The 26,608-nt window shown below is 73.9% G+C and carries 21 protein-coding genes and 2 pseudogenes; 19 read left to right on the top strand and 4 right to left on the bottom strand.

Going from position 1 to position 26,608, the window contains the following annotated elements; genetic code table 11:
* Position 1: 1 nt before the first annotated feature.
* The 4 genes from ACIGHB_RS11890 (at position 2) to ACIGHB_RS11875 (ending at position 4,059) form a co-directional block, all read left to right on the top strand.
* The gene (locus ACIGHB_RS11890; protein WP_399911943.1) at positions 2-1,219 is read left to right on the top strand and encodes a histidine kinase; all 1,218 of its coding nucleotides are present in this window, start codon (positions 2-4) and stop codon (positions 1,217-1,219) included.
* A complete protein-coding gene (locus tag ACIGHB_RS11885) occupies positions 1,207-1,860 on the top strand; it encodes a response regulator (protein WP_388880229.1) in 654 nt (217 codons plus the stop codon). The genes ACIGHB_RS11890 and ACIGHB_RS11885 overlap by 13 nt, the downstream gene beginning before the upstream one ends.
* 186 nt (positions 1,861-2,046) lie before the next feature.
* On the top strand, positions 2,047-3,021 hold the full coding sequence (locus ACIGHB_RS11880; protein WP_399911939.1) for an alcohol dehydrogenase catalytic domain-containing protein: 975 nt from the start codon (positions 2,047-2,049) through the stop codon (positions 3,019-3,021).
* Positions 3,022-3,111: 90 nt separating this feature from the next.
* Entirely contained in the window at positions 3,112-4,059 is a 948-nt protein-coding gene (locus ACIGHB_RS11875; protein WP_399911936.1) for a superoxide dismutase, read from the top strand.
* Between the two features lie 135 nt (positions 4,060-4,194).
* On the opposite strand, the gene ACIGHB_RS11870 is transcribed toward ACIGHB_RS11875, so the two are convergent.
* Complete coding sequence (locus ACIGHB_RS11870) at positions 4,195-5,124, bottom strand: SDR family oxidoreductase (protein WP_399911934.1); 930 nt, start codon at positions 5,122-5,124, stop codon at positions 4,195-4,197.
* Positions 5,125-5,239: 115 nt separating this feature from the next.
* Between ACIGHB_RS11870 and ACIGHB_RS11865 the strand changes: the two genes are divergently transcribed.
* Positions 5,240-6,313: an AraC family transcriptional regulator gene (locus tag ACIGHB_RS11865; protein ID WP_399911931.1), complete on the top strand. Its 1,074-nt coding sequence runs from the start codon at positions 5,240-5,242 to the stop codon at positions 6,311-6,313.
* Here the strand turns inward: ACIGHB_RS11865 and ACIGHB_RS11860 are convergent.
* Positions 6,283-7,005, bottom strand: a complete 723-nt coding sequence (locus tag ACIGHB_RS11860; protein WP_399911928.1) for a MerR family transcriptional regulator — start codon at positions 7,003-7,005, stop codon at positions 6,283-6,285. The genes ACIGHB_RS11865 and ACIGHB_RS11860 overlap by 31 nt on opposite strands.
* A gap of 137 nt (positions 7,006-7,142) precedes the next feature.
* On the opposite strand from ACIGHB_RS11860, the gene ACIGHB_RS11855 reads away from it, so the two are divergent.
* The 7 genes and pseudogenes from ACIGHB_RS11855 to ACIGHB_RS11825 form a co-directional block, all read left to right on the top strand.
* On the top strand, positions 7,143-8,366 hold the full coding sequence (locus ACIGHB_RS11855) for an erythromycin esterase family protein (RefSeq protein ID WP_399911927.1): 1,224 nt from the start codon (positions 7,143-7,145) through the stop codon (positions 8,364-8,366).
* 206 nt (positions 8,367-8,572) lie between these two features.
* On the top strand, positions 8,573-9,637 hold the full coding sequence (locus ACIGHB_RS11850) for a GHMP kinase (RefSeq protein ID WP_399911924.1): 1,065 nt from the start codon (positions 8,573-8,575) through the stop codon (positions 9,635-9,637).
* A gap of 43 nt (positions 9,638-9,680) precedes the next feature.
* The gene (locus ACIGHB_RS11845) at positions 9,681-10,988 is read left to right on the top strand and encodes a PLP-dependent aminotransferase family protein (protein WP_399911921.1); all 1,308 of its coding nucleotides are present in this window, start codon (positions 9,681-9,683) and stop codon (positions 10,986-10,988) included.
* A 90-nt stretch (positions 10,989-11,078) separates the two neighbouring features.
* A complete protein-coding gene (locus ACIGHB_RS11840) occupies positions 11,079-11,522 on the top strand; it encodes a cell division protein SepF (RefSeq protein WP_360320073.1) in 444 nt (147 codons plus the stop codon).
* 469 nt (positions 11,523-11,991) lie between these two features.
* On the top strand, positions 11,992-13,440 hold the full coding sequence (locus ACIGHB_RS11835) for an ATP-binding protein (RefSeq protein WP_399911918.1): 1,449 nt from the start codon (positions 11,992-11,994) through the stop codon (positions 13,438-13,440).
* Positions 13,441-13,544: 104 nt separating this feature from the next.
* A complete protein-coding gene (locus ACIGHB_RS11830) occupies positions 13,545-13,910 on the top strand; it encodes a nucleotide pyrophosphohydrolase (protein ID WP_360320183.1) in 366 nt (121 codons plus the stop codon).
* 127 nt (positions 13,911-14,037) lie between these two features.
* Positions 14,038-14,508, top strand: a pseudogene (locus tag ACIGHB_RS11825) (DUF6099 family protein); the annotation flags it as partial.
* A gap of 405 nt (positions 14,509-14,913) precedes the next feature.
* Here the strand turns inward: ACIGHB_RS11825 and ACIGHB_RS11820 are convergent.
* The gene (locus ACIGHB_RS11820; RefSeq protein WP_399911915.1) at positions 14,914-15,237 is read right to left on the bottom strand and encodes a hypothetical protein; all 324 of its coding nucleotides are present in this window, start codon (positions 15,235-15,237) and stop codon (positions 14,914-14,916) included.
* A 251-nt stretch (positions 15,238-15,488) separates the two neighbouring features.
* Here ACIGHB_RS11820 and ACIGHB_RS11815 point away from each other — a divergent pair, with 251 nt between their 5' ends.
* The 7 genes and pseudogenes from ACIGHB_RS11815 to ACIGHB_RS11785 all read left to right on the top strand — a co-directional run bounded on the left by ACIGHB_RS11815 (position 15,489) and on the right by ACIGHB_RS11785 (position 26,113).
* On the top strand, positions 15,489-16,412 hold the full coding sequence (locus ACIGHB_RS11815) for an LLM class F420-dependent oxidoreductase (RefSeq protein WP_399911912.1): 924 nt from the start codon (positions 15,489-15,491) through the stop codon (positions 16,410-16,412).
* A gap of 6 nt (positions 16,413-16,418) precedes the next feature.
* A pseudogene (mmuM, locus tag ACIGHB_RS11810) lies at positions 16,419-17,324 on the top strand (homocysteine S-methyltransferase); the annotation flags it as partial.
* Positions 17,325-17,924: 600 nt separating this feature from the next.
* Positions 17,925-19,415, top strand: coding sequence for a 3' terminal RNA ribose 2'-O-methyltransferase Hen1 (locus ACIGHB_RS11805; protein WP_399911909.1), 1,491 nt, complete (start codon positions 17,925-17,927; stop codon positions 19,413-19,415).
* On the top strand, positions 19,412-21,961 hold the full coding sequence (locus ACIGHB_RS11800) for a polynucleotide kinase-phosphatase (protein ID WP_399911906.1): 2,550 nt from the start codon (positions 19,412-19,414) through the stop codon (positions 21,959-21,961). The genes ACIGHB_RS11805 and ACIGHB_RS11800 overlap by 4 nt, the downstream gene beginning before the upstream one ends.
* 126 nt (positions 21,962-22,087) lie before the next feature.
* The gene (locus ACIGHB_RS11795; RefSeq protein ID WP_360320162.1) at positions 22,088-23,320 is read left to right on the top strand and encodes an arginine deiminase; all 1,233 of its coding nucleotides are present in this window, start codon (positions 22,088-22,090) and stop codon (positions 23,318-23,320) included.
* 169 nt (positions 23,321-23,489) lie between these two features.
* Positions 23,490-24,503 (top strand): ornithine carbamoyltransferase, encoded by a 1,014-nt coding sequence (gene argF / locus ACIGHB_RS11790; protein WP_360320159.1) that lies wholly within the window; start codon positions 23,490-23,492, stop codon positions 24,501-24,503.
* A gap of 176 nt (positions 24,504-24,679) precedes the next feature.
* Positions 24,680-26,113 carry an amino acid permease gene (locus ACIGHB_RS11785; RefSeq protein WP_399911901.1) on the top strand — a complete coding sequence of 478 codons (1,434 nt, stop codon included), beginning with the start codon at positions 24,680-24,682 and terminating at the stop codon, positions 26,111-26,113.
* Here the strand turns inward: ACIGHB_RS11785 and ACIGHB_RS11780 are convergent.
* Entirely contained in the window at positions 26,067-26,546 is a 480-nt protein-coding gene (locus ACIGHB_RS11780) for an ATP-binding protein (RefSeq protein ID WP_399911898.1), read from the bottom strand. The genes ACIGHB_RS11785 and ACIGHB_RS11780 overlap by 47 nt on opposite strands.
* Positions 26,547-26,608: the final 62 nt, after the last annotated feature.

The following is a 26,608-nucleotide window of genomic DNA, read 5'->3' as shown; positions in this document are numbered from 1 at the left end:
CGTGATCGCGCGCAATACGCTGGAAGCACTCGCACGGCGGCCGCTGAGCTTCCTCACCTCCTCCTGGCCCTGGAGGTCGCTGGGATACCTGCTCTCCAGCGCCGCCGTGGGGGCCTGTGTCGCGGGCCTCGGGGCGCTGACGTACCTCATGTGGGACGGACTGGGGCCGCTCGCCCTCGTCGTGGTGCTCGCCACGGCCGTCGTCGTGGCGTGGGGCGTGTCCCGGTACGAGCTCTGGCGCCTGGGCCTGGTGACGCACCTGCCGCCGGCCCCGGACGCCGCCCCGCCGCCACGGCTGTCGTGGAGCGGGCTCAGGGCGCGCCTGCGTGCCGCGGCCGGCCTGCGGGAACTCGGCTACGGCCTGGTCGCGCTGCTGGTGCTGTGGTGGACGGACATCGGCGTCGCCCTCGTGTCCCTGGGCATTCCGCTGTTCCTGATGAGCGCCCCCTTCCAGCCGACCGCCGGCACCGCCGTCGGCTGGGCCGGAGCGGTCGTCGGCGCGGTGCTGCTGCCCATCGCGGCCTATCCGATCGCGGCCTGGGCGGGCGTACGGGCCGCGATGGCCCTCGCGGTCCTCGATCCCCGCGACAGCGAACTCGCCCAGGTCGTGCAGTCCCGCGCCCGCCTCGTGGACGCCTTCGAACTGGAGCGCCGCCGCATCGAACGCGACCTCCACGACGGAGCGCAACAGCGGCTCGTCACCCTGTCCATGAAACTCGGTCTGGCCGAACTGGACCTGCCGCCGGACTCGCACGCCGCCCGCGAGGTGCGGGAGGCGCGGGCCCAGGCCGGACAGGCCCTCCAGGAACTGCGGGAGCTGATCCACAACATCCACCCCCAGGTGCTCACCGACCGTGGTCTGGAACCGGCCGTCCGGGACGTGGCCGGACGCTCGGTGATCCCGGTGGAGGTCGACATCGCGCTGCCCGGACGGCTCCCCTCGCAGGTGGAGAGCACCGCCTACTTCGTGGTGTGCGAGGCCCTCGCCAACATCGCCAAGCACAGCCGGGCGGCCCACGCCCGGGTGCGCGGCCGGCTCGGCGGCGGCGATCTCGTGGTGGAGGTCCGGGACGACGGCGTCGGCGGCGCCGACGCGGAGGCGGGCAGCGGGATCGTCGGCATCTCGGACCGGCTCGCGGTCCTGGAAGGCAGAATGTTCCTCAGTTCACCGGTCGGCGGACCGACCGTCCTGCGAGTGGAGATCCCGTGCCATCACTGAGGCTGGTCATCGCGGAGGATTCCGTCCTGCTGCGCGAGGGGCTGGTCGGGCTCCTGGAACGCTTCGGGCACTCCGTACTCGCCGCGGTCGGGGACGCCCCGTCGCTGATCGCCGCGGTCGCCGAGCACGAACCGGACGCCGTCATCGTCGACGTGCGGATGCCCCCCGACAACACGGACGACGGACTGCGCGCCGCCCGGCGACTGCGGGCCGACCACCCCGGTCTCGCGGTGCTCGTACTCAGCCAGTACGTGTCCCAGGGGTACGCCTCCGAGCTCATCGCCTCCGACCGGCAGGGCGCCGGCATGGGCTACATGCTCAAGGACCGCATCGGGGAGGTCGAGGAGTTCATCTCGACGCTGGACGCCGTGGCCCGCGGGGGCACGGTGGTGGACCCGGAGGTGGTGCGCCAGTTGCTGAGCCGCCACCACGACCCGCTGCAGCGGCTCAGCCCCAAGGAGAAGGAGGTGCTGGGCCTCATCGCGGAAGGGCGGTCCAACGCGGCCATCGCCCGCCGCCTCGTGGTCACGGAGGCCACCGTCTCCAAGCGCATCGCCGCCATCTTCACCAAACTGGACCTGCCACAGGCCCCCGACGACCACCGCCGGGTGCTGGCCGTACTGGCTTATCTGAACGTGTGACCGCCCCTGGAGCTGTTCGGGACCGCCGTGGTGCGGGGCGGAGAGCGTTCTCGTGGTGCCCGAAGCACCTGGTTGTCCTGTGGACACCCGCCGGTCTCCCTCGGTTTTCTGGCGTGGTCGGGTCGCGGCGAACGACCCGACCCCGGCAAACCGTCCCGACCTTGCGCACACCAGGAGTCCTCTGCCATGCGTGTCCTCGCCGCCCCGCACCACGGCGGTCCCGAACAGCTCCAGTGGCTCGACCTGCCCGACCCGCCCCTCGGGCCGGGCCAGGTCCGTATTGACGTCGCCGCCATCGGACTCAACTTCGCCGAACTCGTCCAGCTCTCCGGCGACTTCCAGATCCGCGCCCCGCAACCGCTCGTTCCGGGCTTCGAACTGGCCGGGACCGTCGCCGAAGTCGCTTCCGATGTAACGGAGTTAGCAACCGGTCGGCGCGTGATGACACTGGTCGGCTGGGGCGCTTACACCGACCGGCTCGTCGTCGACGCCGCGCACGTACTGCCCGTGCCCGACGCCATGGACGACCTGACCGCCGCCGCCTTCCCCGTGGCGTACGCCACGGCCCACCTCTCCCTGCTGCGCCGGGGCGGGCTGCGGGAGGGCGAGACCGTCGTGGTCACCGGCGCCACCGGGAACGTCGGGACGGCCGCACTCCAGGTCGCCCGTGCCGCCGGCGCGCGGGTCGTCGCGGTGGACCGTTCGGGCACGCTGCCGCCGACCGCCGCCGATCACGTCCTGCGGCCGCCCGGCCTCCCCGGCGCCCTCTGGGGGGTGACCGGCGGCCGCGGCGCCGACCTCGCCCTCGACCTCGTCGGCGGGGCGCTCACCACGGAACTGCTCGACGGGCTGGCCTGGGAAGGGCGACTCGTCACCACCGGCTTCGCGAGCGGCACGATCCCCGAGGTGAGCCTGCTCGACGTCCTCGTCCGGAACGTCGGCATCATCGGCGAGGACGTCGCGGGGTACGCCACCCGCGACATCGCCCCAGCCGCGGGGGCGTTGCGCCAGTGCCTGCGCTGGTACGAGCAGGGCCTCCTGGAGCCGCGCCGGCCGGTCCGTATCCCCGTCACGGACATCGCCTCCGCGCTCGCTTCCATCGCCGACGGAACGGCACGGCACAAGCTCGCCGTGGACCTCCGCGACGCAGGACACCACTGAGACGCCGCGATGTCCGCGCCTTCCGGGGTGTCCGCGACCCCCGATACGCCCACGACCGCTGACACCGGTACCACCAGAAGGGCATCCACCATGCGCGTGAATAATGCCGTCGCCGCGATCGTCGCCGCAGCCACCCTCGCCTTAGCCAACGGCGGCTCCGCCGGGGCGAGTTCCGAGGAGAGGGCGACGGCCGGGAGATCTCCGGCGGTCATCCCGCTCCCCAAGGGCTTCCGGCCCGAGGGCATCGCCGTCGGACCCGGCCCGTACGCGTTCGTCGGCTCGATGGCCGACGGATCCGTCTACCGCGCCGACCTGCGCACCGGGCGCGGCACGCTCCTCAGCCACGGCCCCGGCACACCCTCCCTCGGCATGAAGACCGACGAGCGCGGACGGCTGTTCGTGGCGGGCGGCACGGGCGGCGACGCGCGCGTCATCGACACCCGCACCGGCCGGCTGCTGGCCTCCTACCGGCTCGCCGACGGGCCGGCGTTCGTCAACGACGTCGTCCTCACCGAGCACGCCGCCTGGTTCACCGACTCCACCAACCCGGTGCTCTACAAGCTGCCGCTGCACGGCGGACGGCTGCCCGCTGCCGCGGTGCGGATCCCGATCAGCGGGGATCTCGCGTACGGCGAGGGCTTCAACGCCAACGGCATCACACCGACCCCGGACGGCAGGGCCCTGCTCGTCGTCCAGTCCAGCACCGGCGGGCTGTTCCGCGTCGACGCGTCTGGCGGGAGCCGCCGGGTGGACCTGCGCGGGGAGTCACTGCCCGACGGCGACGGCCTGCTGCTGCGAGGCAGGACGCTGTACGCCGTGGAGAACGGGGTCCGGAACGGGGACAGCTTCCTCACCGTCCTGCGCCTGAACGCGGCGGGCACCGAGGGCCGCGTCCTGCGGCGGGTCCGCGACGACCGCTTCGACACGCCGACGACCGTGGCCGCGTTCGGCGACCGCTTGTACCTGCCCAACGCCCGCTTCGGCGTGGGCCAGGATCCGGAGGAGAAGTACGACGTGATCGCCGTCCGCCGCCCCTGATCCCTCGCCTCTGACACGCGCCTGCCCCTGATCCCTCGCCCCTGACCTCCGTCCGCCAGACCGCTCCTGATCCCCCAAACTCCTCCTTCCCCCTGACTCCTCCTTCCCTCTTACCCGGAGGGCCGGTGCCCGGTCTCACCAGGCCCGGTCGCCCCAGGGCTGCGCCCGTATCCACTCGGCGACGGGGGTGAGGCGTACGCCGAAGACGGACTCGGTGTCGGCGGGGCGCGGGGCGAGCAGGCCGGGCGCCCGGGAGGAGGCCGCGTAGTGGTAGACGCCGGCCACGCCGGCGGCGGTCCCGGGAGTGAGCGCCCGGCCCAGGGCCTCCTCGAAGACCCGGACCTCCAGGGGCAGATAGGACACCTCCCGGCCGAGTACGCGCGCGAAGACGGCGGCCAGCTCGGGGCCGGTGAGCGGCTCGGCGCCGCCGACGGGCCAGGCGCGTCCCGTGGGCACGTCGTCGTCCAGGGCGCGGGCGGCGACGCGGGCCAGGTCCGCGTGGGACATCCACGCGACCTTCCGGTCGGCGGGGAGCGGGTAGGTGAGGACGCCGTGGTCGACGAGGGCCGGGCCGTTCCACGGACTGAACAGGTTCTCCAGATAGACCGGGGGACGGACGACGGCCACCGGCACCGGTCCCGCGAGCAGGATCCGCTCCGCGAGGCGGCGGGTCTCGAAGCCGGCGTACGGGGTGGGCTCGTCCGGGACCGGTGTGTTGGCGTTGAACACCAGGCGCCGCACGCCGGCCCGGTGCGCGGCCTCGGCGATGTTGCCGGCGTAGCGGGTCACGGTCCCGGGGTCGTACTCCAGCGGCAGCGCGACGACAGCGTGGGTGACGCCCTCGAAGGCCGCGCGCAGCGCGTCGGCGTCGGCCAGGTCGCCGTCGACGGGGGTGACACCGGCGGGCAGCGCCGCCGCCTTCGCCCGGTCCCGTACCAACCCGCGTACCGCGTGCCCCTCGGCGGCGAGCCGCCGGGCCACCGCCCCACCCTGGAAGCCGTTGGCCCCGGTCACGAGCACGTGCTTGCGGTCCCCGGAGGCTGTCTGCCGGATGTCTCGTGTCATGTCGCGCCTTTCACGCAGCGGTCTTTCCCTCGCTCTCATCGTTCGCGGCGCGCTGGATACGATCAATGAAGCGGGAGCCGGATCGGTTTAAGGAGCGTCCGCATAAGGAGTGTCCGTGCCTGACGACGTGCTGACCGCGCTGCTGAGACCGCTGTGGCTGACCGACGTCTTCCACAGCGTGTGGGAGGCGGGCGGGGCCTGGGGCGTGCGGGGGCACGAGGACGGCTGCGCGATCCTCCACCACATGGTCCGGGGCGGCTGCGTGATCTCCTTCGAGGACGGTTCCGCACCGGTCGAGCTGTACGAAGGGGACCTCGCGATCTTCCCGCACGGCACCGCGCACACCTTCTCGGCGCCTGAGCGGAACGGGGGCCACACCACACCGCTGTCGGCCCTGCTGCCGAGCACCGCCGCCGTACCGTGCCTTCCGGGCGCGGATCCGGCCCGGTCGGGATGCGTCAGGGTGGGGACGCCCCCCTACGGGACGCGGATGCTCTGCGCGAGCCTGCGGTACAACCCCCTGACCGATCCCGGGCTTTACGGCGAGCTGCCCCGGATCATCGTGCTGCGGCGGCAACAGCTGGCAGGCGAGCCGCTCCTCACGGCGACCCTGGCCGCCCTGCCGTACGAGATCGAGAGAACCGCCCCCGGGGCGCGGCTCGTGGCCCTGCGGGCCTTCGAGACCGTCTTCGCGCTGTCGCTGCGGATCGCCCTGGCGCGGCTCACCGAGGAGACGCCCGCGCTGCGGGGCCTGCGCCACGAGGGCATCGGCAGGGCGCTCGTGGCGATCCACGGCGCGTACGCGGAGCCGTGGACGGTGGAGTCGCTGGCACGGACGGCGGGCATGTCACGGTCGGTGTTCTCCCAGCGGTTCAAGGAGCTGGTGGGCGAGACGCCGATGCGCCGGCTGACGGTGCGCAGGCTCCAGGAGGCGATGCGGCTGCTCGCGGACACCTCGGTGGCGCAGCAGGACATCGCGGGGCGCGTGGGCTACCGCAGCCAGGTCGGCTTCCACCTGGCGTTCCGGAAGGAGTTCGACGTGACGCCGGGGGCGTACCGGGCGGAGGGGGCGTACCGAGCGGAGGGGGCGGCGGTGCGGTCCGGGAATGACCCCAGGGGCGTCAGGGGTAAGGACGGGCGGTCCTCCGAAGTCAGGGGTCAGGACGGATCGTCCTCCCAGGCCAGGTAGGCGGAGAGGAGGGCCGCCGCCCTCAGCATCGCCACGCCCCTGGCCGTGACGCGCCGGCGCCAGTCCTCCAGGGCCTCTTCCAGGGCCCGCGTGTCGCCGGCCGTCCGGATCTGCCGGACGACCGTGGCGATCAGCTCCAGGGAGTAGTGGCCGCGGCGGAGGAAGTGGGCCAGTTCGGCGTCGCGGACGTCGTCGGCGTCGTAGGAGCGGTGGTCGGTGTCACGGCGGCGGCCGGGGGCGAGGACGCCCGCCCGCTCCCACGCGCGGATGGTCGCCACGCTGACGCCGAGACGGCGGGCCAGCTCGCCGATGGTGAAGGGCTGGGTGGTTCTCGGGGCGCGCCAGTCGGTGCCGCCCGCGCGTTTCCTGAGGTGGGCGAGGACCTCGCCCACCGCGTCCAGCGTGCCCCGGTCGCGGAGGAGCTCGGCGTGGCTGCGGTCGACGGCCGCCAGGGCGTCGTCCAGGCGGCCCCCGGTGACCGCCCGCATGATCGTGCCGCCCTCGGCGTACCCATGGGCGGGAACCATGGCGAGATACGCCCGCAGGGCAGCGGCGTGGCGTTCGGTGTACCGGCGGTACCCGGAGGCGGTGCGCTCGGCCGGCGGAAGGAAACCGTCCCGCTCGTAATTGCGCACGGTCTGCGGGGAGATACCGTGCTCCTGGGCGAGATCGACCGGTCGCAGAGAGGACACGCTTTGAAACTACAGGACGGCGTAAGCAGCCAGTAGAGCGCTGCCTTCCGCGCCAACCTTCAAACGAACATTCAGGTATAGCTTCCACCCCACGGAGCCGGGGGACCGCCCCGTCCGGCCCGAGAAAGGTGGACCGCATGCCCCTCTCCCTCAAGGACGCCGCCCGGACCGTGGACGAGGCAAGCCTCCTGGAACTGCTCGGGACCCGCCCGCGGGTCCTCGCCCTCGGCGAGCCCACCCACGGCGAGGACGCCCTCCTCGACGTGCGCAACGACCTCTTCCGCCGACTCGTCGAGGACGAGGGGTACCGGACCATCGCGCTGGAGAGCGACTGCCTGGCGGGCCTGATCGTCGACGACCACGTCACGACCGGCGCCAGCGACCTCGACGACGTGATGACCCGCGGCTTCAGCCACGGCTTCGGCGGATCCCCCGCCAATCGCGCGCTCGTGCGCTGGATGCGCGCGTTCAACGAGGACCGGCCGGCGGCGGACCGGGTGCGGTTCGCCGGGTTCGACGGACCGCTGGAGATCTCCGGCGCCGACAGCCCCCGGCGGGCCCTCACCGCGCTCCACACCCACCTCGCCGCCCGGTGCGACAGCCCGCCGCTGCCCTGTACCGCCGCCGCTCTCGACGGGCTCCTCGGCGACGACGCCCGCTGGACCGAACCCGCCGCGATGCGCGACCCGTCCCGGTCCGTGGGGCGGACGCCCGACGCCGAACGCCTGCGCCGGATCACCGACGACCTGACCGCCCTGCTCGACGCCCAGGCCCCTGACCTGCGCGACCCGGCCGAGCACGACGCGTGGGAGCGGGCGCGCCTGCACGCCCGTACCGCCGCGGGACTGCTGCGCTACCATTCCTGGACGGCCGACACCTCGTCCGCCCGCCTGAGCGGAATGCTCACCCTCCGGGCCGCCATGATGGCCGCCAACCTGCTCGCCCTCGCCGAGCGCGGCCCCGTCCTCGCCCACGGCCACAACACCCACCTCCAGCGCGCCCGGGGCGCCCTGCTGATGGGCGGGCAGCGGGCCGAGTGGTGGCCCGCCGGGGCGATCACCGGCTCCCGCCTCGGCGAGGAGTACGCCTTCGTCGCCACCGCCCTCGGCACGATCCGCCACCACGGGGTCCAGGACCCGCCGCCGGACACCGTCGAAGGACTCCTGTACGGGCTCCCCGAGGACCGGTACGTGATCGACACGCGCCTGCTGGCCGAAGCCCTAGGGGACGTACCGCCCGCTCCCCGCTCGTCGCCCTGGTACGGCTACGCCCCCTTGGACCCGGCCCGGCTGGGCGACCTGGACGGGCTGGTCTTCGTGCGGGACGCGCCGGAGGGGGAGCGGTGGTGGCCATTCGGATGAGCGGCGGCCGGACGGGGGCCGTAGGTGTAGGCGTACGGTGACCCGGCCCAGCGCCGGTAGGCCGACTCGGACTCGGACCCGGACCAGGACCCGGACTTGTACCCCCTACGCCGCCCCGTACCCGGACTCGTACCCCTACGCCGACCCGTGCCCGTCCCCCACCCCGCCGCCCTACCGCCCCCGACCCTGAAGCCACAATCACCCTCGTGACCACCAGGACCCCGACCCTGACCTCGACCTCGACCCCGACCCCGACCTCGACCCTCCGTCAGGGCTCCGGCGCCGGCATCAACCCCGCCACCGGAGCCACCCCCGCCACCGGCACCGGTCACGCCGCCTCCCACCACGGCGAACTCCTCCAGGGCTTCTTCCGCGATGCCGACGGCGTCCCGCGCGCTGGCCTCGTCACGCTCCCCATGGCCGCCCCCGGCACCCGGGCCGACTTCACCTCCCGGCCCGGCACCCCGCCCGGCGCCGTCACCGTCGCCCCCGCCGACCGCACCAAGGCCGCCCGCGCCGCCAGGCTCGCCGTCGCCGCCTGCGCGGCCCGCACCGGCCGCCCCGCCCACGGCGGCAGCCTGCGCCTGAGCGGTGCCGTGCCGCTCGGCCTCGGCATGGGCAGCTCGACCAGCGACGTCCTCGCCGCTGTACGGGCCGTCGCCGACGCGTACGGGCTCCGCCTCGACCCCGGTACCACCGCCCGGCTCGCCGTCCGCGCCGAACGCGCCAGCGACCCGCTCATGCTCGACGCGGACACCCGGACCGTCCTCTTCGCCCAGCGCGAGGGCCGCGTCCTCGAAGTCCTCGGCCCCGCCCTGCCCCCGCTCCTCGTCGTCGGCTGTCTCCTCGGGGGCGGCGCGCCCGTCGACACCCTCGCCCTGCCCGCCACCGCGCCGACCGAGGCCGACCTCCGCGCCTACGCCCTCCTCCGCGACCGGCTCCGCCGCGCCGTCACCGACGGCGACGCCGCGCTCCTCGGCCGGGTCGCCACGGCCAGCGCCCGCCGCGCCCAACGCGTCCTGCGACAGCCGGAGTTCGAGGCGCTCGTCGCGCTCGCCCGCCGGACCGGCGCCGTCGGCGTGCAGATCGCCCACAGCGGCTGCGTCGCCGGCGTCCTCCACGACCCGGCCGCCCCCGGAGCCGAGGCACGGGCCGAGGCCACCCGCCGCGCCCTCGACGCCCACCGCGTCCCGCACACCGGCACGTTCACCACCGGTACGTTCACCGCCGGCGGCGTCGCACCCGCCGCGCGCGGGGCTTTCGGACCGTGAGACACCCCTGGACAGCGAACAGTTGGCTCCTACACTGAACCGCATGCCTTCCGCCGCGCTCCCGGTGCCCCCGTCCGCCGCGCTCCCGGTGCCCTCGTCCGTCGCGCCGCTCCCGCTCCCTCCTTCCGCCGCGCAACCGGTGCCCCCTTCCGCCGCGCCCACGCCCCCCGTCGCCGCGCCCGCGCCCCCCGTCGCCTCCCGCCTCGGAAACGTCGCCGCGTCCCCGGTACGCGAGATCCTGGCGCTCACGGCACGGCCCGAGGTCATCTCGTTCGCCGGCGGCCTGCCCGCCCCCGAACTCTTCGACACCGAAGGCATCAAGGCCGCCTACCAGGCCGTCCTGACGGACAGCCCGCACTCCGTGCTCCAGTACTCCACCACCGAGGGCGACCCCGCCCTCCGCGCCGCCGTCGCCGCCCGGCTCACCGCCCGCGGACTGCCCACCGGCGCCGACGACCTGCTCGTCACCACCGGCTCCCAGCAGGCACTCACCCTCCTCGCCACCGCGCTCCTCGAACCCGGCGGCGTCGTCCTCGTCGAGGACCCCTGCTACCTCGCCGCCCTCCAGGCGTTCGGCTTCGCCGGCGCCCGCGTCGTCCCCGTGCCCACCGACGACGACGGCATCCTCCCCGAGGCCCTGGACGAGATCGCCGCCCGCGAGAATCCCACCCTGCTCTACCTCGTCCCGACCTTCCAGAACCCCACCGGCCGCACGCTCCCCGCCGCGCGCCGAGCCGCCGTCGCCGAGGCCGCCGCCCGGCACGGCTTTTGGATCGCCGAGGACGACCCGTACGGCGAACTCCGCTTCGAGGGCGAGCCCGTCCCGCACATCGCCGCCACTCCCGCCGCCGCCGACCGCACCGCCCTCCTCGGCTCCTTCTCCAAGGTCATGGCTCCCGGCCTGCGCCTCGGCTTCCTCCGCGCCCCGACCGCCCTCCGCCGTGCCTGCGTGATCGCCAAGCAGGCCGCCGACCTGCACACCTCCACCATCGACCAGGCCGCCGCCGCCCGGTACCTCCGCGACAACGACCTCGACGCCCACGTCGCCCGCGTGCGCGCCGCCTACCGGGCCCGCCGGGACGCCATGCTCGACGGCCTGCCCGCCGCCCTTCCCGCCGGCAGCCGCTGGAACCGGCCCGAAGGTGGCATGTTCGTCTGGGCCACCCTCCCCGAAGGCCACGACGCCGGTGCCCTCCTCGTCACCGCCGTCGGACACGACGTCGCCTACGTTCCCGGCGCCCCGTTCTTCTCCAGCACCCCCGACCACGCCTCCCTCCGTCTCTCCTTCACCACTCACGGGCCCGACGAGATCACCGAGGGGCTGCGCCGCCTGGCCAAGACCTTCGCGTGAGCGCGCGCGACGGCCGGGTCCCCGACCCGTTCGGCGGTGTCGTTCGTGTCGTTGTTGGGCCGAACGGGTGAGGAGCGGGAGGATGGGGCCATGAGTAGGTACGAGAGGTACGACGTCACCGACGAGCAGTGGGAGGGCCTGGCCCAGGTCCTGCCGCTGCGCGGCCGTGACGAATGGCCGTCCAGGGTCGACCACCGCACGATCCCCGAGCAGTACGAATCCGTCGAGCAGCGCCGCATGGTCGTGCTGCGGGTCCAGGTCTTCGCCGACGCCCGCGAGGTCGCCGAGTACCTCATCGCCCAGATCCCGGTCCTGCTCGACCTCACCGGAGCCGACCCCGAAGTCGGCAAGCGGGTCCTCGACTTCAGCAGCGGCGTCGTCTTCGGCCTCGGCAGCGGCATGCACCGCGTCGACCGCAACGTCTTCCTGCTCGCCCCGCCCGGGACCGAGGTCGAGAGCACCGGCGACGCCCCGGCGGGCGAGGACGACGACGAACCCGTCGGCGCCCCCCGCGCGAGCGTCCCCCGATCGTAGGAAGGTCATCTCGCCGTAACGGTTCGTCAGCACCGCCCCTGCGTACGGTCCGATCATGGACCTCACCGGCGGCCCCGCCCTCGCCCGCACCCCCGGCCCCCGCACCCCCGACGCCCGCGCGTCCGACCCCCGAACGGCCGGAGTGCGAACGCCCGACACCAGCACGCCCGGCGCCCGCGCGACCACCCCCCACCCGCCCGTCGCCCGCACCCCGCGCCCGGACACCGTCCCCCACCCCCGCCCGACCCCACCCCCGGCCGAGGCCCCGACCCCGCCCGACGCCGGCAGGGGGTCAGGGACGGGTAGGGGTACGGGTACGGGGTCCGGCTCGCGTACGGGTACGCCTTCGGGCCCGCGGTCTGGTACGGGTACGGGTACGGGGTCCGGTACGGGCGCTGCTGACACCGAAGCCCGTACGCCCGCGGCCACGCCCGACTCCGGCCCCAGGCCGGCCACCGCGCCCACCCGTATGCCGGCCCCCGCGCCCGCCGGTAGGCCCGAACCCGCGCCCACCCGTAGGCCCGGACCCGCGCCCACCCGTACATCCGCGCCTACGCCCGCGTCTACGTCCGCGCCGGCCCCCACCCCTACACCCGCGTCCACCCGTACGCCTGCCCCGACGTCCCCCGGCCGGGAGACGCGGCCCGAGGGCGAGGGGCGAGCCGTCGCGCCGTCCGGGGGCGAGGGACGGGCCGTCGGGCGGTCCGGGGGCGAGGGACGGACCGTCGGGCGGTCCGGGGGCGAGGGGCGGGGGGCCGTCGCAAGGCCCGGGCGCGAGGCACCGGCCGTCGCGGGGGCCGTCGCGCGGCCCGTCGTGAGCGAACTGCGCCTGTCGGCCTACGCCGGGCGGCGGCGCGCCGTCCACGCGCTCGGCCCCGTCACCCTCTTCGCCGGACCGAGCGGCAGCGGCAAGTCCACCGTCCTCCACGCGTACGAGGCGCTCGCCCGGCTCGGCGCGGGAGAGCCGCTCGGCGAGGTGTTCCCGGATCCCGCCGCGTACGTCCCCGACAGCGCCCGGCCCGACGCGCAGGGCCGCCGCGGCTTCTCCCTCGGCTGCACCGTCGACGGGCCCGCCGGGCCGGTCCGGCTCGACCTCGCCGTCCAGGCCGAACCCGAGCTCCGCATCGTCGGCGAACGCCTCACCCGCCACGGCCGCACCCTCCTCACCACCGCCCTCAGGGACCCCGGCCGCTCCACCGTCCAGGCCGCCTGGCTCACCGCCGGCAGCACCCCCGTCACCCGCGCCCCGCTCCCCGACGACCTCCTCGGCACCGCCCTTCTGCCGCTGCGCGTCGCCGGGGCCACCGCGGGGCAGCGCGAGGTGCTCGCCGCCGCCGAGCAGACCGTGGTCGGCCTCCGCTCGCTCTTCCCCTGCGCCCCCGAACCCGCGAAAATGCGCGCCCCCGTCCTCGCCGGCGAGGGCCGGCTGCTGCGTGACTGCGCCAACCTCGCCGAGGTCCTGCACCGCACCCACAACGCCTGCCCCCGCCGCCACCAGCGCCTCGCGGCCGTCGCCGCCGCGGGCTGCGCCGGTCCCGTCACGGGCATCGGCGTGCGCGAGCTGCCCGGCGGCACCGTCCAGGCCCTCCTCGGCCGGGGCGCCCGCCCCGCCACGCCGCTCGACCGGCTGGGCGACGGCGAACTCCGCTACCTGGCACTGGCGTTGACCCTCCTCACCGGCCCCGGCGTCTACGCGATGGACCGGATCGCGGAGGTCCCCGAGGCCATGCAGTGCCTGACCCTGCTCACCGACGACCTCGACCGGGGGCTCGACGCGCGCCAGGTGGGCGCCCTCCTCGACCTGACCGCGGACATCACCGCCGACGGCCACATGCGGCTCGTCGGCGCGGTCGGCGAGGCCACGGCGGCGCAGGCCCGGCGGATGCCCGGGGTGGCAGTGGTAGACCTGACGCCGTGACGGACACGGAGCACGAAGAACAGAAGAACGCCGGAGAAGGCGAGCCCGGCCACGGGCAGGACGCGGCCGGCCACGGACTTGACGTGGCCAGCCACGTCCAGTCCGTGGCCGGACTCCAGCGCCGCCTCACCGATTTCGCGGCGGCGCGCGGCTGGCAGCCGTACCACACGCCCAAGAACCTGGCGGCGGCGCTCAGCGTCGAGGCGTCCGAACTCCTGGAGATCTTCCAGTGGTTGACGCCCGAGCAGGCGGAGAAGGTGATGGATTCCCCGGACTCCGCCCACCGGGTCGCCGACGAGGTCGCCGACGTCCTCGCCTACCTCCTCCAGTTCTGCCAGGTGCTGGGGGTCGACCCGCTCGCCGCCCTCGCCGCCAAGATCGACAGGAACGAGCTCCGCTTCCCGGCCCGCAGACGGGACGGAACGGACGAGTCGGACAGTAATGACGGTGATCGTCACTCTTCGGAGTGATCGATTTACCTCGATCGAGCCGCCTGTCCACAGATTTCCGAATTCCTCTGGTGCGGGGGCTCAGGCGGCCTCACTCTGGGTAGTGGACTGAAGGGAACGGCAAGTCGCACGAACGGGGGCGGAGTTGATGGAAGCGGAGCGACTCGTCCTGGCCGGCCTGCACGCGCTGGCCGAGAGCGGGACGGCACACGACATCGTGGCGGAAGCCTGGCAGGCCCGGGCCCTCGCCCAGGCGATAGGAAGTCACCTCGCGCTCTGCGGACCGCTGGAGCTCCGAGGCGAGGCGCGGGGGCTCAGCGAGGCCGGGGAGTACCCGGCGTGGGGCACGACCGGCCCGCGGGCCGCCCGGCTCACCGAGGTCGGTGACCCGCGCTCGGCGCTGACCGCGCTGGGTGAGCTCCTCGGGGAGGTCGGCATCGCCCTCGTCGGCGTGGCCTCGGTCACCGACGACGAGGGCCTGTACTGGCAGTGCATGGAGGCCATCGACGCGGCCGACGAGGCCGGTGACCGGGTACGGGGCATGCTGCGGCGCCTCGACGTCCGCGAACAGGGGCGGGCCCGCCCTCCCGACCCGCCCCCGGGCCGCGCCGGCCCCCCGCGGCCCACCTCGCACCCCAGGAACCCGACCCCCCGCACGGCCCCCGAGCCCGCGCGGGACCCGGGGCCGGAACCGGAGCGGGAGGCGGGGCCGGAACGGCGGACGAACCAGGGTGGGGACCAGACGCGGGACCGGGGCGGGGACCAGGACCGGTACCGAGGCGGGGACCAGGACTGGGACCGAGGCGGGGACCAGGACTGGGACCGAGGCCGAGGCGGGGACCAAGAACGGGACCGGGACCAAGAACGGGACCGGGACCGGGACCAAGAACGGGACCAAGAACGGATCGGGGACCGGGAAGGGGACCGGGATCGGCATCTGGACCGGGGACGCGACCGGGCCCGGGACCGGTGACGGTCGCGGGCCCGGACAGCGGGGGAGGGGAGGAGAGGGGGAGGAGAGGGGTCAGCGGCGCGGTTCGCCGCTTCCGCCGAGGTCACGGCCCTCGTGGCCGGGGCCGTCGGCACGACGACCGGCGGACGGCGCCGACAGCGGCGTCTGCAGCGGCGCCGCCACGGGCTGCGCCTCTGCCCCCGGCTGCGGCTCCTGCCGCTCCACCGAGGACTGGAGGTCGGCGTCCAGCTGGGAGAGATCGGCGGAGAGCGCCGCCATCAGCTCCTCCATCTGCTGGAGCAGCCCCTTCGGGGCTCCGGGAGCCTGCTGGTCGGGAACGGACTGCGGCACCTGCTGCTCGGGCAGCGCCTGCTCCGACGCGGCTTCCTGGGACATCGCGGCCTCCTCGCCCCGGGCCCCGGCCGACGCGGACGGGATCACGGGAGAAGAACGACGCACCGGCTGCTGCCGCCGGCACGCGGGCCGGGCGGTCCGGCTCCGCCCCGGCAAACGACGAGGCCCGGTCACGGTCACTGGGCAGCGGTGACGCGTCCCGCCAGGGGGGACGGATATTCACCCGACCGTGCCGGACGGCACCGCGCGCTGACGCGCGGCTTGACACGCACCCCTGGGTGCAGGATGGAGGTATGGATCTTCGCATCTTCACCGAACCCCAGCAGGGCGCCGACTACGACACCCTCCTCCGGGTCGCGCGCGCCACGGAGGAACTCGGCTTCGACGCCTTCTTCCGCTCCGACCACTACCTCCGCATGGGCTCGTCCGACGGACTGCCCGGGCCGACGGACGCCTGGATCACGCTGGCGGGCCTCGCCCGCGAGACCAAGCGGATCCGCCTCGGCACCCTGATGACCGCCGGCACCTTCCGGCTGCCGGGCGTCCTCGCCATCCAGGTCGCCCAGGTCGACCAGATGTCCGGCGGGCGCGTCGAATTCGGCCTCGGCGCGGGCTGGTTCGAGGAAGAGCACACCGCGTACGGCATCCCGTTCCCGAAGGAGAAGTTCGGCCGGCTGGAGGAGCAGCTGGCGGTCGTCACGGGCCTGTGGGAGACCGAGGTCGGCAAGACCTTCTCCTACGAGGGGAAGTACTACACCCTCGCCGACTCGCCCGCCCTGCCCAAGCCCGCCCAGCAGAAGATCCCGGTGCTCGTCGGCGGACACGGCGCGACCCGCACGCCCCGGCTCGCGGCTCGGTACGCCGACGAGTTCAACATCCCGTTCGCCTCCCTGGCGGACACCGAGCGGCAGTTCGGGCGCGTCCGGGCCGCCGCCGAGGAAGCGGGCCGGCGCGCCGACGACCTCGTGTACTCCAACGCGCTGGTCGTCTGCGTCGGCAAGGACGACGCCGAGGTGGCGCGCCGGGCCGCCGCCATCGGCCGGGACGTGGAGGAACTGAAGGCCAACGGCCTCGCGGGCTCGCCCGCCGAGGTCGTCGAGAAGCTCGGCCGGTACGCGGCGGTCGGCTCCTCCCGGGTCTATCTCCAGGTGCTCGACCTGGACGACCTGGACCACCTGGAGCTGATCTCCGCGCAGGTCGCACCGCAGCTGGGGTGAGAACCGATGGCACCGGTCCGGACGTTCGCGCGGGCGCTCTCCGACGGCGTGCTCGTCCTCGACGGCGGGCTCTCCAACCAACTGGAGGCCCAGGGCTGCGACCTGTCGGACGCGCTCTGGTCGGCGCGGCTGCTGGCCGACGCGCCCGACCAGATCGAGGCGGCCCACACCGCCTACGTCCGGGCCGGTGCCCGGGTGCTGATCACCTCCAGCTACCAGGCCACTTATGAGGGCTTCGCCCGTCGTGGCCTCGGCCGCGAGGCCACGACGGCGCTCCTGAGCCGGAGCGTGTCGCTGGCCCGCGCGGCCGGCCGGGGGGCGGGCTGGGTGGCGGCCTCCGTCGGGCCGTACGGGGCGATGGCGGCCGACGGAAGCGAGTACCGGGGACGGTACGGGCTGTCGGTGCGCGCCCTGGAGCGCTTCCACCGCCCGAGGGTGGCGGCGCTCGCGGCGGCGGGCCCGGACGTCCTGGCCCTGGAGACCGTGCCGGACAGCGACGAGGCCGAGGCGCTGCTGCGGGCGGTCGCCGGGTGCGGGGTGCCGGTGTGGCTCTCGTACACGGTGGCGGGCGGCCGTACGAGGGCCGGCCAGGACCTGGCCGAAGCCTTCGCGGTGGCCGCCGGGAACGACCAGGTGGTGGCGGTGGGCGTGAACTGCTGCGACCCGGCCGAGGTGGCGGACGCGGTGGCCGCGGCGGTGGCGGTCACCGGCAAGCCCGGCGTCGCCTACCCCAACAGCGGGGAGCAGTGGGCGCCCGACCCCGGCGCCTGGCGGGGCCCGGCGGCCTTCGGCCCGACCGAAGCCCCCGGCCTCGCCGCCACCTGGACCACGGCCGGCGCCCGCCTCGTGGGCGGCTGCTGCCGCGTCGGCCCGGCGACGATCGCCGCCATCGCCGGAGCTGAGGGACAGGGGGAACAGGGGGAGGGGGAGGGGGAGGGGGGCCGAGGGGGCGGGGCGCGAGGGGCTGGGCATCTAGAGACCCGGGTCCGCGGGGGGCGTCTGGACGTGGGACCCGGGGGGACACGGGCAGGGTCTGGGAGTGATCGTCGCGTTGTCGATGTGGAGGAAGCCGGTGCCGTCGTCCGTGCACCGGAGGGCCAGGGAGAGGCGGCGGGGTTCGTCACGCGGGGTGGTGGTGAGGGCGAGGGCGGCTTCGAAAAGGTCGTGGCCGTCGGGGCAGGCGAAGACGGGGGAGGGGCCGGGGTGGGCGGGGGTGAGGCGCCAGGGGTAGCCGTTCGGGTGGACGCCGCCGTCCTCGACACCGAGCGGGAGGCAGCAGCCTTCACAGAAGCATTCGTCGGCGACGACCTCGAACCGGTTCCAGCCACAGGCCGGGCAGACTAGGGGCGTGATCGTGATCCGCTCGTCGGGGTGGTGGGCGTGGACCGTTCCGCGCAGGAGGGCCACCAGGTCGTCGTCCGTCGCGCTCTCGTCCATGGGAGCATCCTCGCAGCAGCGCCGGACCGGGAAAATACCTGGTGGGTGGGGTGGGGGGTGTTCATACTCGGACGTGTGTTCCTGACGATCAGTACCACCGGCACCCTGGAGCGCCCCGCGACCGATCTCGGATTCCTGCTGCACAAGCATCCCGAGCGGGCACAGGCGTTCTCGACCTCGCACGGTACCGCGCACGTGCTCTACCCCGAGGCCACCGCGGAGCATTGCACCGCGGCGCTGCTCCTGGAGGTGGACCCCGTGGCGCTGGTGCGCCGCGGCCAGGGCAAGGGCCGGGGCGGCGCCCCGGACGCGGCCCTCGCGCAGTACGTGAACGACCGGCCCTACGCGGCGTCCTCGCTGCTCGCGGTCGCCCTCGCGCAGGTCTTCAAGACGGCGCTGCACGGGGTGTGCCGGGCGCTGCCCGAGCGGGCGGCCGAGCCGCTGCCGCTGCGGATCGAGGTGCCGGTGCTGCCGGCGCGGGGTGGCGCGGAGCTGGTCCGGGAGCTGTTCGGGCCGCTCGGCTGGACGACGGTGGAGGCCGAACCGGTCGCGCTGGACGCGGAGTTCCCCGAGTGGGGCGACTCGCGGTACGTGCGGCTGGTGCTGGCGGGTGACGGGCTGCGGCTCGCGGACGCGCTGAACCAGCTCTATGTGCTGCTGCCGGTCCTCGACGACTCCAAGCACTACTGGGTGGCGCCCGACGAGGTGGACAAGCTGCTGCGGGCCGGCGAGGGCTGGCTGGCGGCGCATCCGCGACGCGAGCTGATCACCACGCGCTATCTGTCGCGCCGCCGGAGCCTGGCCCGGGAGGCGTCGGAGCGGCTGGAACTGGTCCGGCTGGCCGAGGCCGACGGGCTCGACGTCGAGGACGTCGACAACGCGGTGGACGAGACGAGCGACACGGAGGAGCGGCCGGTGCCGCTCGCCGAGCGGCGGCGTACCGCGATCCTGGCCGCCCTGCGGTCGGCCGGAGCCGCCCGGGTCCTCGATCTGGGCTGCGGGCAGGGCCAGTTGGTGCAGGCGCTGCTGAAGGACGTCCGGTTCACGGAGATCGTGGGCGTGGACGTGTCGGTCCGCGCGCTGACCGTGGCCGCGCGGCGGATGCGGCTGGACCGGATGGGGGAGCGGCAGTCCGCCCGCGTGCGGCTGCTCCAGGGCTCGCTCACGTACACGGACAAGCGGCTCGGCGGCTATGACGCGGCCGTGCTCAGCGAGGTCATCGAGCACCTGGACCTGCCGAGGCTGCCGGCCCTGGAGTTCGCGGTGTTCGGGTCCGCCCGGCCCCGCACGGTCGTCGTGACCACGCCGAACGTCGAGTACAACGTGCGCTGGGAGTCGCTGCCCGCCGGGCACGTCCGGCACGGCGACCACCGCTTCGAGTGGACGCGGGCGGAGTTCCGCGCATGGGCCGAGGGCGTGGCCGCACGGTACGGGTACGGCGTGGAGTTCGCGCCCGTCGGGCCGGACGACCCCGAGGTCGGCGCGCCGACGCAGATGGCCGTCTTCACCCGCGCGGGGCAAGACGAGGAACAGCGGACGAGGAAGCGGGAGGAGGATCGGGCATGACCGTCACCACCATCGAGGAGCGTCGGGTCCTGCCCGTCACCGATCTGTCCCTCGTCGTCCTCGTCGGCGCGACCGGATCCGGCAAGTCGTCCTTCGCGCGGCGGCACTTCAAGCCGACCGAGGTGGTGTCCTCGGACTTCTGCCGGGGGCTCGTCGCGGACGACGAGAACGACCAGTCGGCGTCCCGGGACGCCTTCGACCTGCTGCACTACATCGTCGGCAAGCGGCTCGCGGCCGGCCGGCTGACCGTCGTCGACGCCACCAACGTGCAGCGCGAGGCGCGCCGGCAGCTCGTCCAGCTCGCCCGGGAGCACGACGTGCTGCCGATCGCGATCGTGCTCGACCTGCCCGAGTCGGTGTGCCGTGCGCGCAACGCGCTGCGGGCCGACCGGGCCGGAATGCCGGATCATGTGATTCCCCGTCACCGACGGGAACTCCACCGGGGGTTGAAGGGCCTGGAGCGGGAAGGGTTCCGCAAGGTCCACGTCCTGCGGTCGGTCGAGGAGGTGGACGCGGCCGAGGTGCGTCTGGAGCGCCGGTTCAACGATCTGCGGCACCTCACCGGCCCGTTCGACATCATCGGCGACATCCACGGCTGCCGGAGCGAGCTGGAGACGCTGCTCGACCGGCTCGGCTACGTGGACGGCGTGCACCCGGAGGGGCGTACGGCGGTCTTCGTCGGCGACCTGGTCGACCGGGGGCCGGACTCGCCGGGCGTGCTGCGCCGGGTGATGGGCATGGTGGCGGCCGGGAACGCGCTCTGCGTGCCGGGCAACCACGAGAACAAGCTGGGGCGCTGGCTGAAGGGCAGGAAGGTCCAGCTGACGCACGGTCTCGCCGAGACCGTCGAGCAGCTGGAGCGCGAGCCCGACGCGTTCCGCGACGAGGTACGGAGGTTCATCGACGGCCTGGTGAGCCACTACGTCCTGGACGACGGGAAGCTGGTGGTGTGCCACGCCGGTCTGCCGGAGAAGTACCACGGCCGTACGTCGGGCCGGGTCCGCTCGCACGCCCTGTACGGCGACACCACCGGCGAGACCGACGAGTTCGGGCTGCCGGTGCGGTACCCGTGGGCGGAGGAGTACCGGGGCCGGGCGACGGTCGTGTACGGGCACACGCCGGTGCCGACGACGTCCTGGGTCAACAACACGATCTGCCTGGACACGGGTGCCGTGTTCGGCGGGCGGATGACCGCCCTGCGCTGGCCGGAGCGCGAGCTCGTCGACGTCCCCGCCGAGAAAGTCTGGTACGCGCCGGCGCGTCCGCTGTCGTCGGAGGCGCCGGGCGGGCACGAGGGGCGCCCGCTCGACCTGGCCGACGTCCACGGGCGGCGCACGGTGGAGACCCGGCACTTCGGCCGGGTCGCGGTACGGGAGGAGAACGCGGCGGCGGCCCTGGAGGTCATGAGCCGGTTCGCGGTCGATCCCCGGCTGCTCGCCTACCTGCCGCCGACGATGGCGCCGACGCCGACCGCGCGGGCGGAGGACTACCTGGAGCACCCGGCGGAGGCGTTCGCCCAGTACCGGGCGGACGGCGTCGAGCGGGTCGTGTGCGAGGAGAAGCACATGGGCTCGCGGGCGGTCGCGCTGGTCTGCCGGGACGCGGACGCGGCCCGGGAACGGTTCGGCGTGGACGGCCCGACGGGCGCGCTGCACACCCGTACCGGCCGGCCGTTCTTCGACGACGAGGCCGCCACCGAGCAGGTCCTCGCCCGGCTGCGGACGGCGATCGGCGCGGCGGGGCTGTGGGAGGAGCTCGACACGGACTGGCTGCTGCTCGACGGCGAGCTGATGCCGTGGTCGCTGAAGTCGGGCGGGCTGCTGCGCCACCAGTACGCGGCGGTCGGCGCGGCGTCCGGCGCCGTCCTCCCGGAGGCCGTACGGGCCCTGGAGGCGGCGGTCGGGCGGGGGGTCGAGGGGCTCGAAGGGCTGCTGGCCGCGCAGCGCGAACGGGCGGTGGACGCGGGCGCGTTCACCGAGGCGTACCGGCGGTACTGCTGGCCGACGGAGGGCCTGGAGGGGGTGCGCTTCGCGCCGTTCCAGGTGCTGGCCGGGCGCGGGCGGTCGTTCGCGGGCGTGCCGCACGACACCCAGCTGGGGTGGCTGGACCTGCTGGTGGAGCACGATCCGACGGGGCTGCTCCAGGTGACGCGGCGGATCGTCGTCGACACCGGCGACGAGGCGTCCGTCCGCGCGGGCACCGACTGGTGGCTGGAGCTGACCGGCGCCGGCGGCGAGGGCATGGTCGTGAAGCCGCTCGCCGCGCTGGTCCGGGACGGCAAGGACCGGCTCGTGCAGCCGGGCGTGAAGGTGCGCGGCCGGGAGTACCTGCGGATCGTGTACGGCCCCGAGTACACCCGTCCGGAGAACCTGGCGCGGCTGCGGCAGCGTCACCTCGGCCACAAGCGTTCGCTGGCGCTGCGCGAGTACGCGCTCGGTCTGGAGGCGCTGGAGCGGCTGGCGGCCGGGGAACCGCTGTGGCGGGTGCACGAGGCGGTCTTCGCGGTGCTGGCCCTGGAGTCGGAGCCGGTGGACCCGAGGCTGTAGCGGGGAGGGGGCGGTCGCCGTACCGCCCCCTCCCCCTCCTTGCCCCCGCCCCTTCCGAGTCCCGGCCGCCGAATTCGACCGTGCGCGTGTCACGCGTCCGGCGGTCCGCTCCGTCAGGATGGGCGCATGGGATTCCATGTCGACTCCGAGACCGGCCGGCTCCGCCGCGTGATCCTCCACCGCCCCGATCTGGAGCTCAAGCGGCTGACCCCGACCAACAAGGACGCCCTGCTCTTCGACGACGTGCTCTGGGTGCGGCGGGCCCGTCAGGAGCACGACGGCTTCGCGGACGTGCTCCGCGACCGGGGGGTCGAGGTGCATCTCTTCGGCGATCTGCTGAGGGAGGCGCTGGACGTGCCGGCGGCGCGGGCGCTGGTCCTGGACCGGGTCTTCGACGAGAAGGAGTACGGGCCGCTGGCCGCCGACCATCTGCGGGAGGCGTTCGACTCGCTCGACACCGGGGCGCTGGTGGAGGCGCTGGTCGGCGGGATGACGAAGCGGGAGTTCCTGGCGGCGCACCGGGAGCCGACGTCGGTCCGGTTCCACGCGCTCGACCTCGACGACTTCGTGCTCGGTCCGCTGCCGAACCACCTCTTCACCCGGGACACCTCGGCGTGGATCTACGACGGGGTGTCGATCAACGCGATGCGGTGGCCGGCGCGGCAGCGGGAGACGGTGCACTTCGAGGCGATCTACAAGCACCACCCGCTCTTCACGGGCCCGGAGGCGGGGCCGTTCCACCACTGGTCGGAGGGGCAGGCGGACTATCCGTCGACGATCGAGGGCGGGGACGTGCTGGTCATCGGCAACGGCGCGGTCCTCATCGGGATGAGCGAGCGGACCACCCCGCAGGCGGTGGAGATGCTGGCGCGGGGGCTGTTCGCGGCGGGTTCGGCGCGGTCGATCGTGGCGCTCGACATGCCGAAGCGGCGGGCGTTCATGCACCTGGACACGGTGATGACGATGGTGGACGGGGACACCTTCACCCAGTACGCAGGGCTCGGGATGCTGCGCTCGTACACGATCGAGCCGGGCGACGACGGGCAGGCGCTGCGGGTGACGGACCACCCGCCGGAGCAGATGCACAGCGCGATCGCGGCGGCGCTGGGGCTCCAGGACGTGCGGGTGCTGACGGCGACGCAGGACGTGCACGCGGCGGAGCGGGAGCAGTGGGACGACGGCTGCAACGTGCTCGCGGTGGAGCCGGGGGTGGTGGTGGCGTACGAGCGGAACGTGACGACCAACACGCACCTGCGGAAGCGGGGCATCGAGGTGATCGAGATCCCCGGGAGCGAGCTGGGGCGGGGGCGGGGCGGTCCGCGCTGCATGAGCTGCCCGGTGGTGCGGGATCCGGTGTGAGCGGAGGACCACCCGGAGGGTTGGATCCGGTGTGAGCGGAGGACCACCCGGAGGGCTGGATCCGGTGTGAGCGGAGGCCCACCCGGAGGGCTGTATAAGCATGCTGTGTTATGTATACACTTCCAAGGTCTTCCCGAACCCGCCCGACCGCATCTCAGGAGCGCCCCCCATGGCCCTTCACCTCTCCGGCCGCCCCTTCCTCAAGGAGCTGGACTTCACCGCCGAGGAGTTCCGCGGCCTGGTCGACCTCGCCGCCGAGCTGAAGGCCGCCAAGAAGGCGGGCACGGAGACGCAGCGGCTGCGCGGCAGGAACATCGCCCTGATCTTCGAGAAGACCTCCACCCGCACCCGCTGCGCCTTCGAGGTCGCCGCCGCGGACCAGGGCGCCTCCACCACCTACCTCGACCCCTCCGGCTCGCAGATGGGGCACAAGGAGTCGGTCAAGGACACCGCCCGCGTCCTCGGCCGCATGTTCGACGGCATCGAGTACCGGGGCGACAGCCAGGCCACCGTGGAGGAGCTGGCCGCCTTCGCCGGCGTCCCCGTCTTCAACGGCCTGACCGACGACTGGCACCCCACGCAGATGCTCGCCGACGTGCTCACCATGTCCGAGCACAGCGAGAAGCCGCTGGACGGCATCACCTTCGCCTACCTCGGCGACGCCCGCTTCAACATGGGCAACTCCTACCTGGTCACCGGCGCCCTGCTCGGCATGGACGTGCGGATCGTCGCCCCCGAGGCGTACTGGCCGGCCCCCGAGGTCGTCGCGGCCGCCCGCGAGCTCGCCGACGGGAGCGGCGCCAAGCTCACCCTCACCGAGTCCGTCGCCGACGGCGTTCGGGGCGCCGACTTCGTCATCACCGACGTCTGGGTCTCGATGGGCGAGCCCAAGGAGGTGTGGGACGAGCGGATCGCCGCCCTCGCCCCGTACGCCGTGACCATGGACGTCCTGCGCGCCACCGGCAACCCGGACGTGAAGTTCCTGCACTGCCTGCCCGCCTTCCACGACCTGGGCACGAAGGTCGCCCGCGAGGTCCACGACCGGCACGGGCTGACCGAGCTGGAGGTCTCCGACGAGGTCTTCGAGTCGGCGCACTCCGTCGTCTTCGACGAGGCCGAGAACCGGCTCCACACCATCAAGGCGGTCCTCGTCGCGACCATGGCGGGTCCCGCCGGAGCATAGGATCGTCCCAGCGTCAGGGGGGTCCGGGCACACATGCCCGGGCCCCCTTACGCATGCACGGCCGGAACGACGGGGCCGGCAGCAGGAGTGAGTGACAGCAACCACTGACACCACTGCAACACCTGCAACAACGCAGCATCAGCAACATCAGCAAGACCAGAGATGAGAAGCGCCGCATGTTCTCGCGGATCAAATCCCCCCAGCAACTGATCGCCGAATCCGGCGGTGACCTCGAAGGCCACAGCCTCAAGCGCACCATGGGCCTCTTCCAGCTCGTGTGCTTCGGCGTCGGGGCGATCGTCGGCACCGGCATCTTCGTCGGACTCGCCGACAGCGTCGCCGAGGCGGGACCCGCGGTCGTCGTCTCCTTCGTCCTCGCCGCGATCACCTGCGTCTTCACCGCCTTCTCCTTCGCGGAGCTCGGCGGCGCCATCCCGGTCTCCGGCTCCTCCTACTCCTTCGCCTACGCGAGCCTCGGCGAGCGGGCCGCCTTCCTGGTCGGCTGGTGCCTGCTCCTGGAGTACGGCGTCTCCGTCTCCGCGGTCGCCGTCGGCTGGAGCCAGTACCTCGACGAGCTGCTGCACAGCGTCACCGGCCTCCGGCTGCCCGACGCGCTCGCCGCGGGACCCTCCGAGGGCGGCGTGATCAACCTGCCCGCCGTGGTCGTCATCCTGATGGCCGCGACCCTCCTGGTCCGCGGCGTCCGCGAGAGCGCCCGCGCCACCGCCGCCATGTCGATCCTCAAGATCGGCATCCTGGTCGCCTTCTGCGCCATCGGCTTCTCCGCCTTCCAGGCCGGGCACCTCTCGCCGTTCGCCACCGAGGGCATGAGCGGCATCACCGCCGGCGCCTCGGTCGCCTTCTTCTCGTACATCGGCTTCGACGCCATCACCACCGCCGGCGAGGAGGTGAAGAACCCGCGCCGGAACATCCCGCTCGCCATCCTCATCTGCATCGGCGTCGTCACCGTGCTCTACTGCGCCGTCGCCCTCGCCGCGATCGGCGCGCTCGGCGCCGACGAGGTCGCCGACAAGCCGGCCGCGCTCTCCCTCGTCGTCGACCAGGTCACCGGCTCCACCGTCGGCGGCGGGATCATCGCCTTCGGCGCCGTGGTCGCCATCGCCTCCGTGGTCCTCGCCGTGATGTACGGCCAGACCCGCATCCTGATGGCGATGTCCCGCGACGGCCTGATGCCCCGGGTCCTCGAACGGGTCTCCCCGAAGACCTCCACCCCCGTCGCCAACACCTGGATCGTCGCCGGCGTCTTCGCCGTCCCGGCGGCCTTCGCCCCGCTCGACGTGGTCGTCGACCTCACCACCATCGGCACCCTCGCGATCATGGCCGTGGTCAACCTCGCGGTGATGGTGCTGCGCCGCCGCGAGCCCGGTCTCGCCCGCTCGTTCAAGGTGCCGCTGTACCCGCTGAGCCCGGTCCTCGGCATCGGCTTCTGCCTCTACCTCATCTGGGGCACCGGCTGGCGCACCTGGCTCGTCTTCGCCTGCTTCCTCGTGGCCGGGGCCGTGCTGTACGCGGTCTACGGGCGCCGCCGCTCCCGCCTCGCGCTCACGCCCGCCGACGACTCCGCTGGGCGGGCACCCGGGGGAGCGTGAACCAGACCGCCTTGCCGTCGGGGGTCGGGCGGTGACCGCAGTCGCTGCTCAGCGCCCGGATGAGGAGCAGTCCCCGGCCGTGCTCCTGCCAGGGGTCCACCTCGTCCTCCGGATCCGGGCAGACCAGCCGGCCGGGCCGGGCGGGATCGGGGTCGTGCACCTCGATCTGACAGCCGCCGGGCGCCGCGAGGAGCTCGATGATCAGCTCGATGGGGCCGTCACCCGAGGTGTGCTCCACCGCGTTGGCCACCAGCTCGGCGGTGAGCAGCTCGGCCGTGTCGAGGTCCGGCCGGTCGGTGGCGGCGGGGTCGATCTCGCCGAGGGCGTTACGCACCAGGGCGCGGGCGACCGGGACGGCGGCGGTGGTACGGGGCAGCCGGATCCGCCAACAGGCTCCTGGCGCGGCAGGTGCGGGGCCGGTGACTTCGGGCATGGGGGGAGGGCTCCCTTGGCCGGGGGGTGGCGGACGGGCGACGGGGAAACGGAGCGGGGCGA

The organism is Streptomyces sp. NPDC085460 (assembly GCF_044541975.1).
Taxonomy (GTDB): Bacteria; Actinomycetota; Actinomycetes; order Streptomycetales; family Streptomycetaceae; genus Streptomyces.
The sequence above is the reverse complement of the archived record's forward strand: the minus strand, read 5'-3'. Positions and strand labels throughout refer to the sequence as shown.

Bases quoted from the DNA above. Each gene is read 5' to 3' on its own strand.
- ACIGHB_RS11880 (WP_399911939.1), top strand. From the start codon at position 2,047: ATGCGTGTCCTCGCCGCCCCGCACCACGGCGGTCCCGAACAGCTCCAG.
- ACIGHB_RS11875 (WP_399911936.1), top strand. From the start codon at position 3,112: ATGCGCGTGAATAATGCCGTCGCCGCGATCGTCGCCGCAGCCACCCTC.
- ACIGHB_RS11870 (WP_399911934.1), bottom strand. From the start codon at position 5,124: ATGACACGAGACATCCGGCAGACAGCCTCCGGGGACCGCAAGCACGTG.
- ACIGHB_RS11855 (WP_399911927.1), top strand. From the start codon at position 7,143: ATGCCCCTCTCCCTCAAGGACGCCGCCCGGACCGTGGACGAGGCAAGC.
- ACIGHB_RS11845 (WP_399911921.1), top strand. From the start codon at position 9,681: ATGCCTTCCGCCGCGCTCCCGGTGCCCCCGTCCGCCGCGCTCCCGGTG.
- ACIGHB_RS11840 (WP_360320073.1), top strand. From the start codon at position 11,079: ATGAGTAGGTACGAGAGGTACGACGTCACCGACGAGCAGTGGGAGGGC.
- ACIGHB_RS11835 (WP_399911918.1), top strand. From the start codon at position 11,992: ATGCCGGCCCCCGCGCCCGCCGGTAGGCCCGAACCCGCGCCCACCCGT.
- ACIGHB_RS11820 (WP_399911915.1), bottom strand. From the start codon at position 15,237: ATGTCCCAGGAAGCCGCGTCGGAGCAGGCGCTGCCCGAGCAGCAGGTG.
- ACIGHB_RS11815 (WP_399911912.1), top strand. From the start codon at position 15,489: ATGGATCTTCGCATCTTCACCGAACCCCAGCAGGGCGCCGACTACGAC.
- ACIGHB_RS11800 (WP_399911906.1), top strand. From the start codon at position 19,412: ATGACCGTCACCACCATCGAGGAGCGTCGGGTCCTGCCCGTCACCGAT.
- ACIGHB_RS11795 (WP_360320162.1), top strand. From the start codon at position 22,088: ATGGGATTCCATGTCGACTCCGAGACCGGCCGGCTCCGCCGCGTGATC.
- argF (WP_360320159.1), top strand. From the start codon at position 23,490: ATGGCCCTTCACCTCTCCGGCCGCCCCTTCCTCAAGGAGCTGGACTTC.
- ACIGHB_RS11785 (WP_399911901.1), top strand. From the start codon at position 24,680: ATGTTCTCGCGGATCAAATCCCCCCAGCAACTGATCGCCGAATCCGGC.
- ACIGHB_RS11780 (WP_399911898.1), bottom strand. From the start codon at position 26,546: ATGCCCGAAGTCACCGGCCCCGCACCTGCCGCGCCAGGAGCCTGTTGG.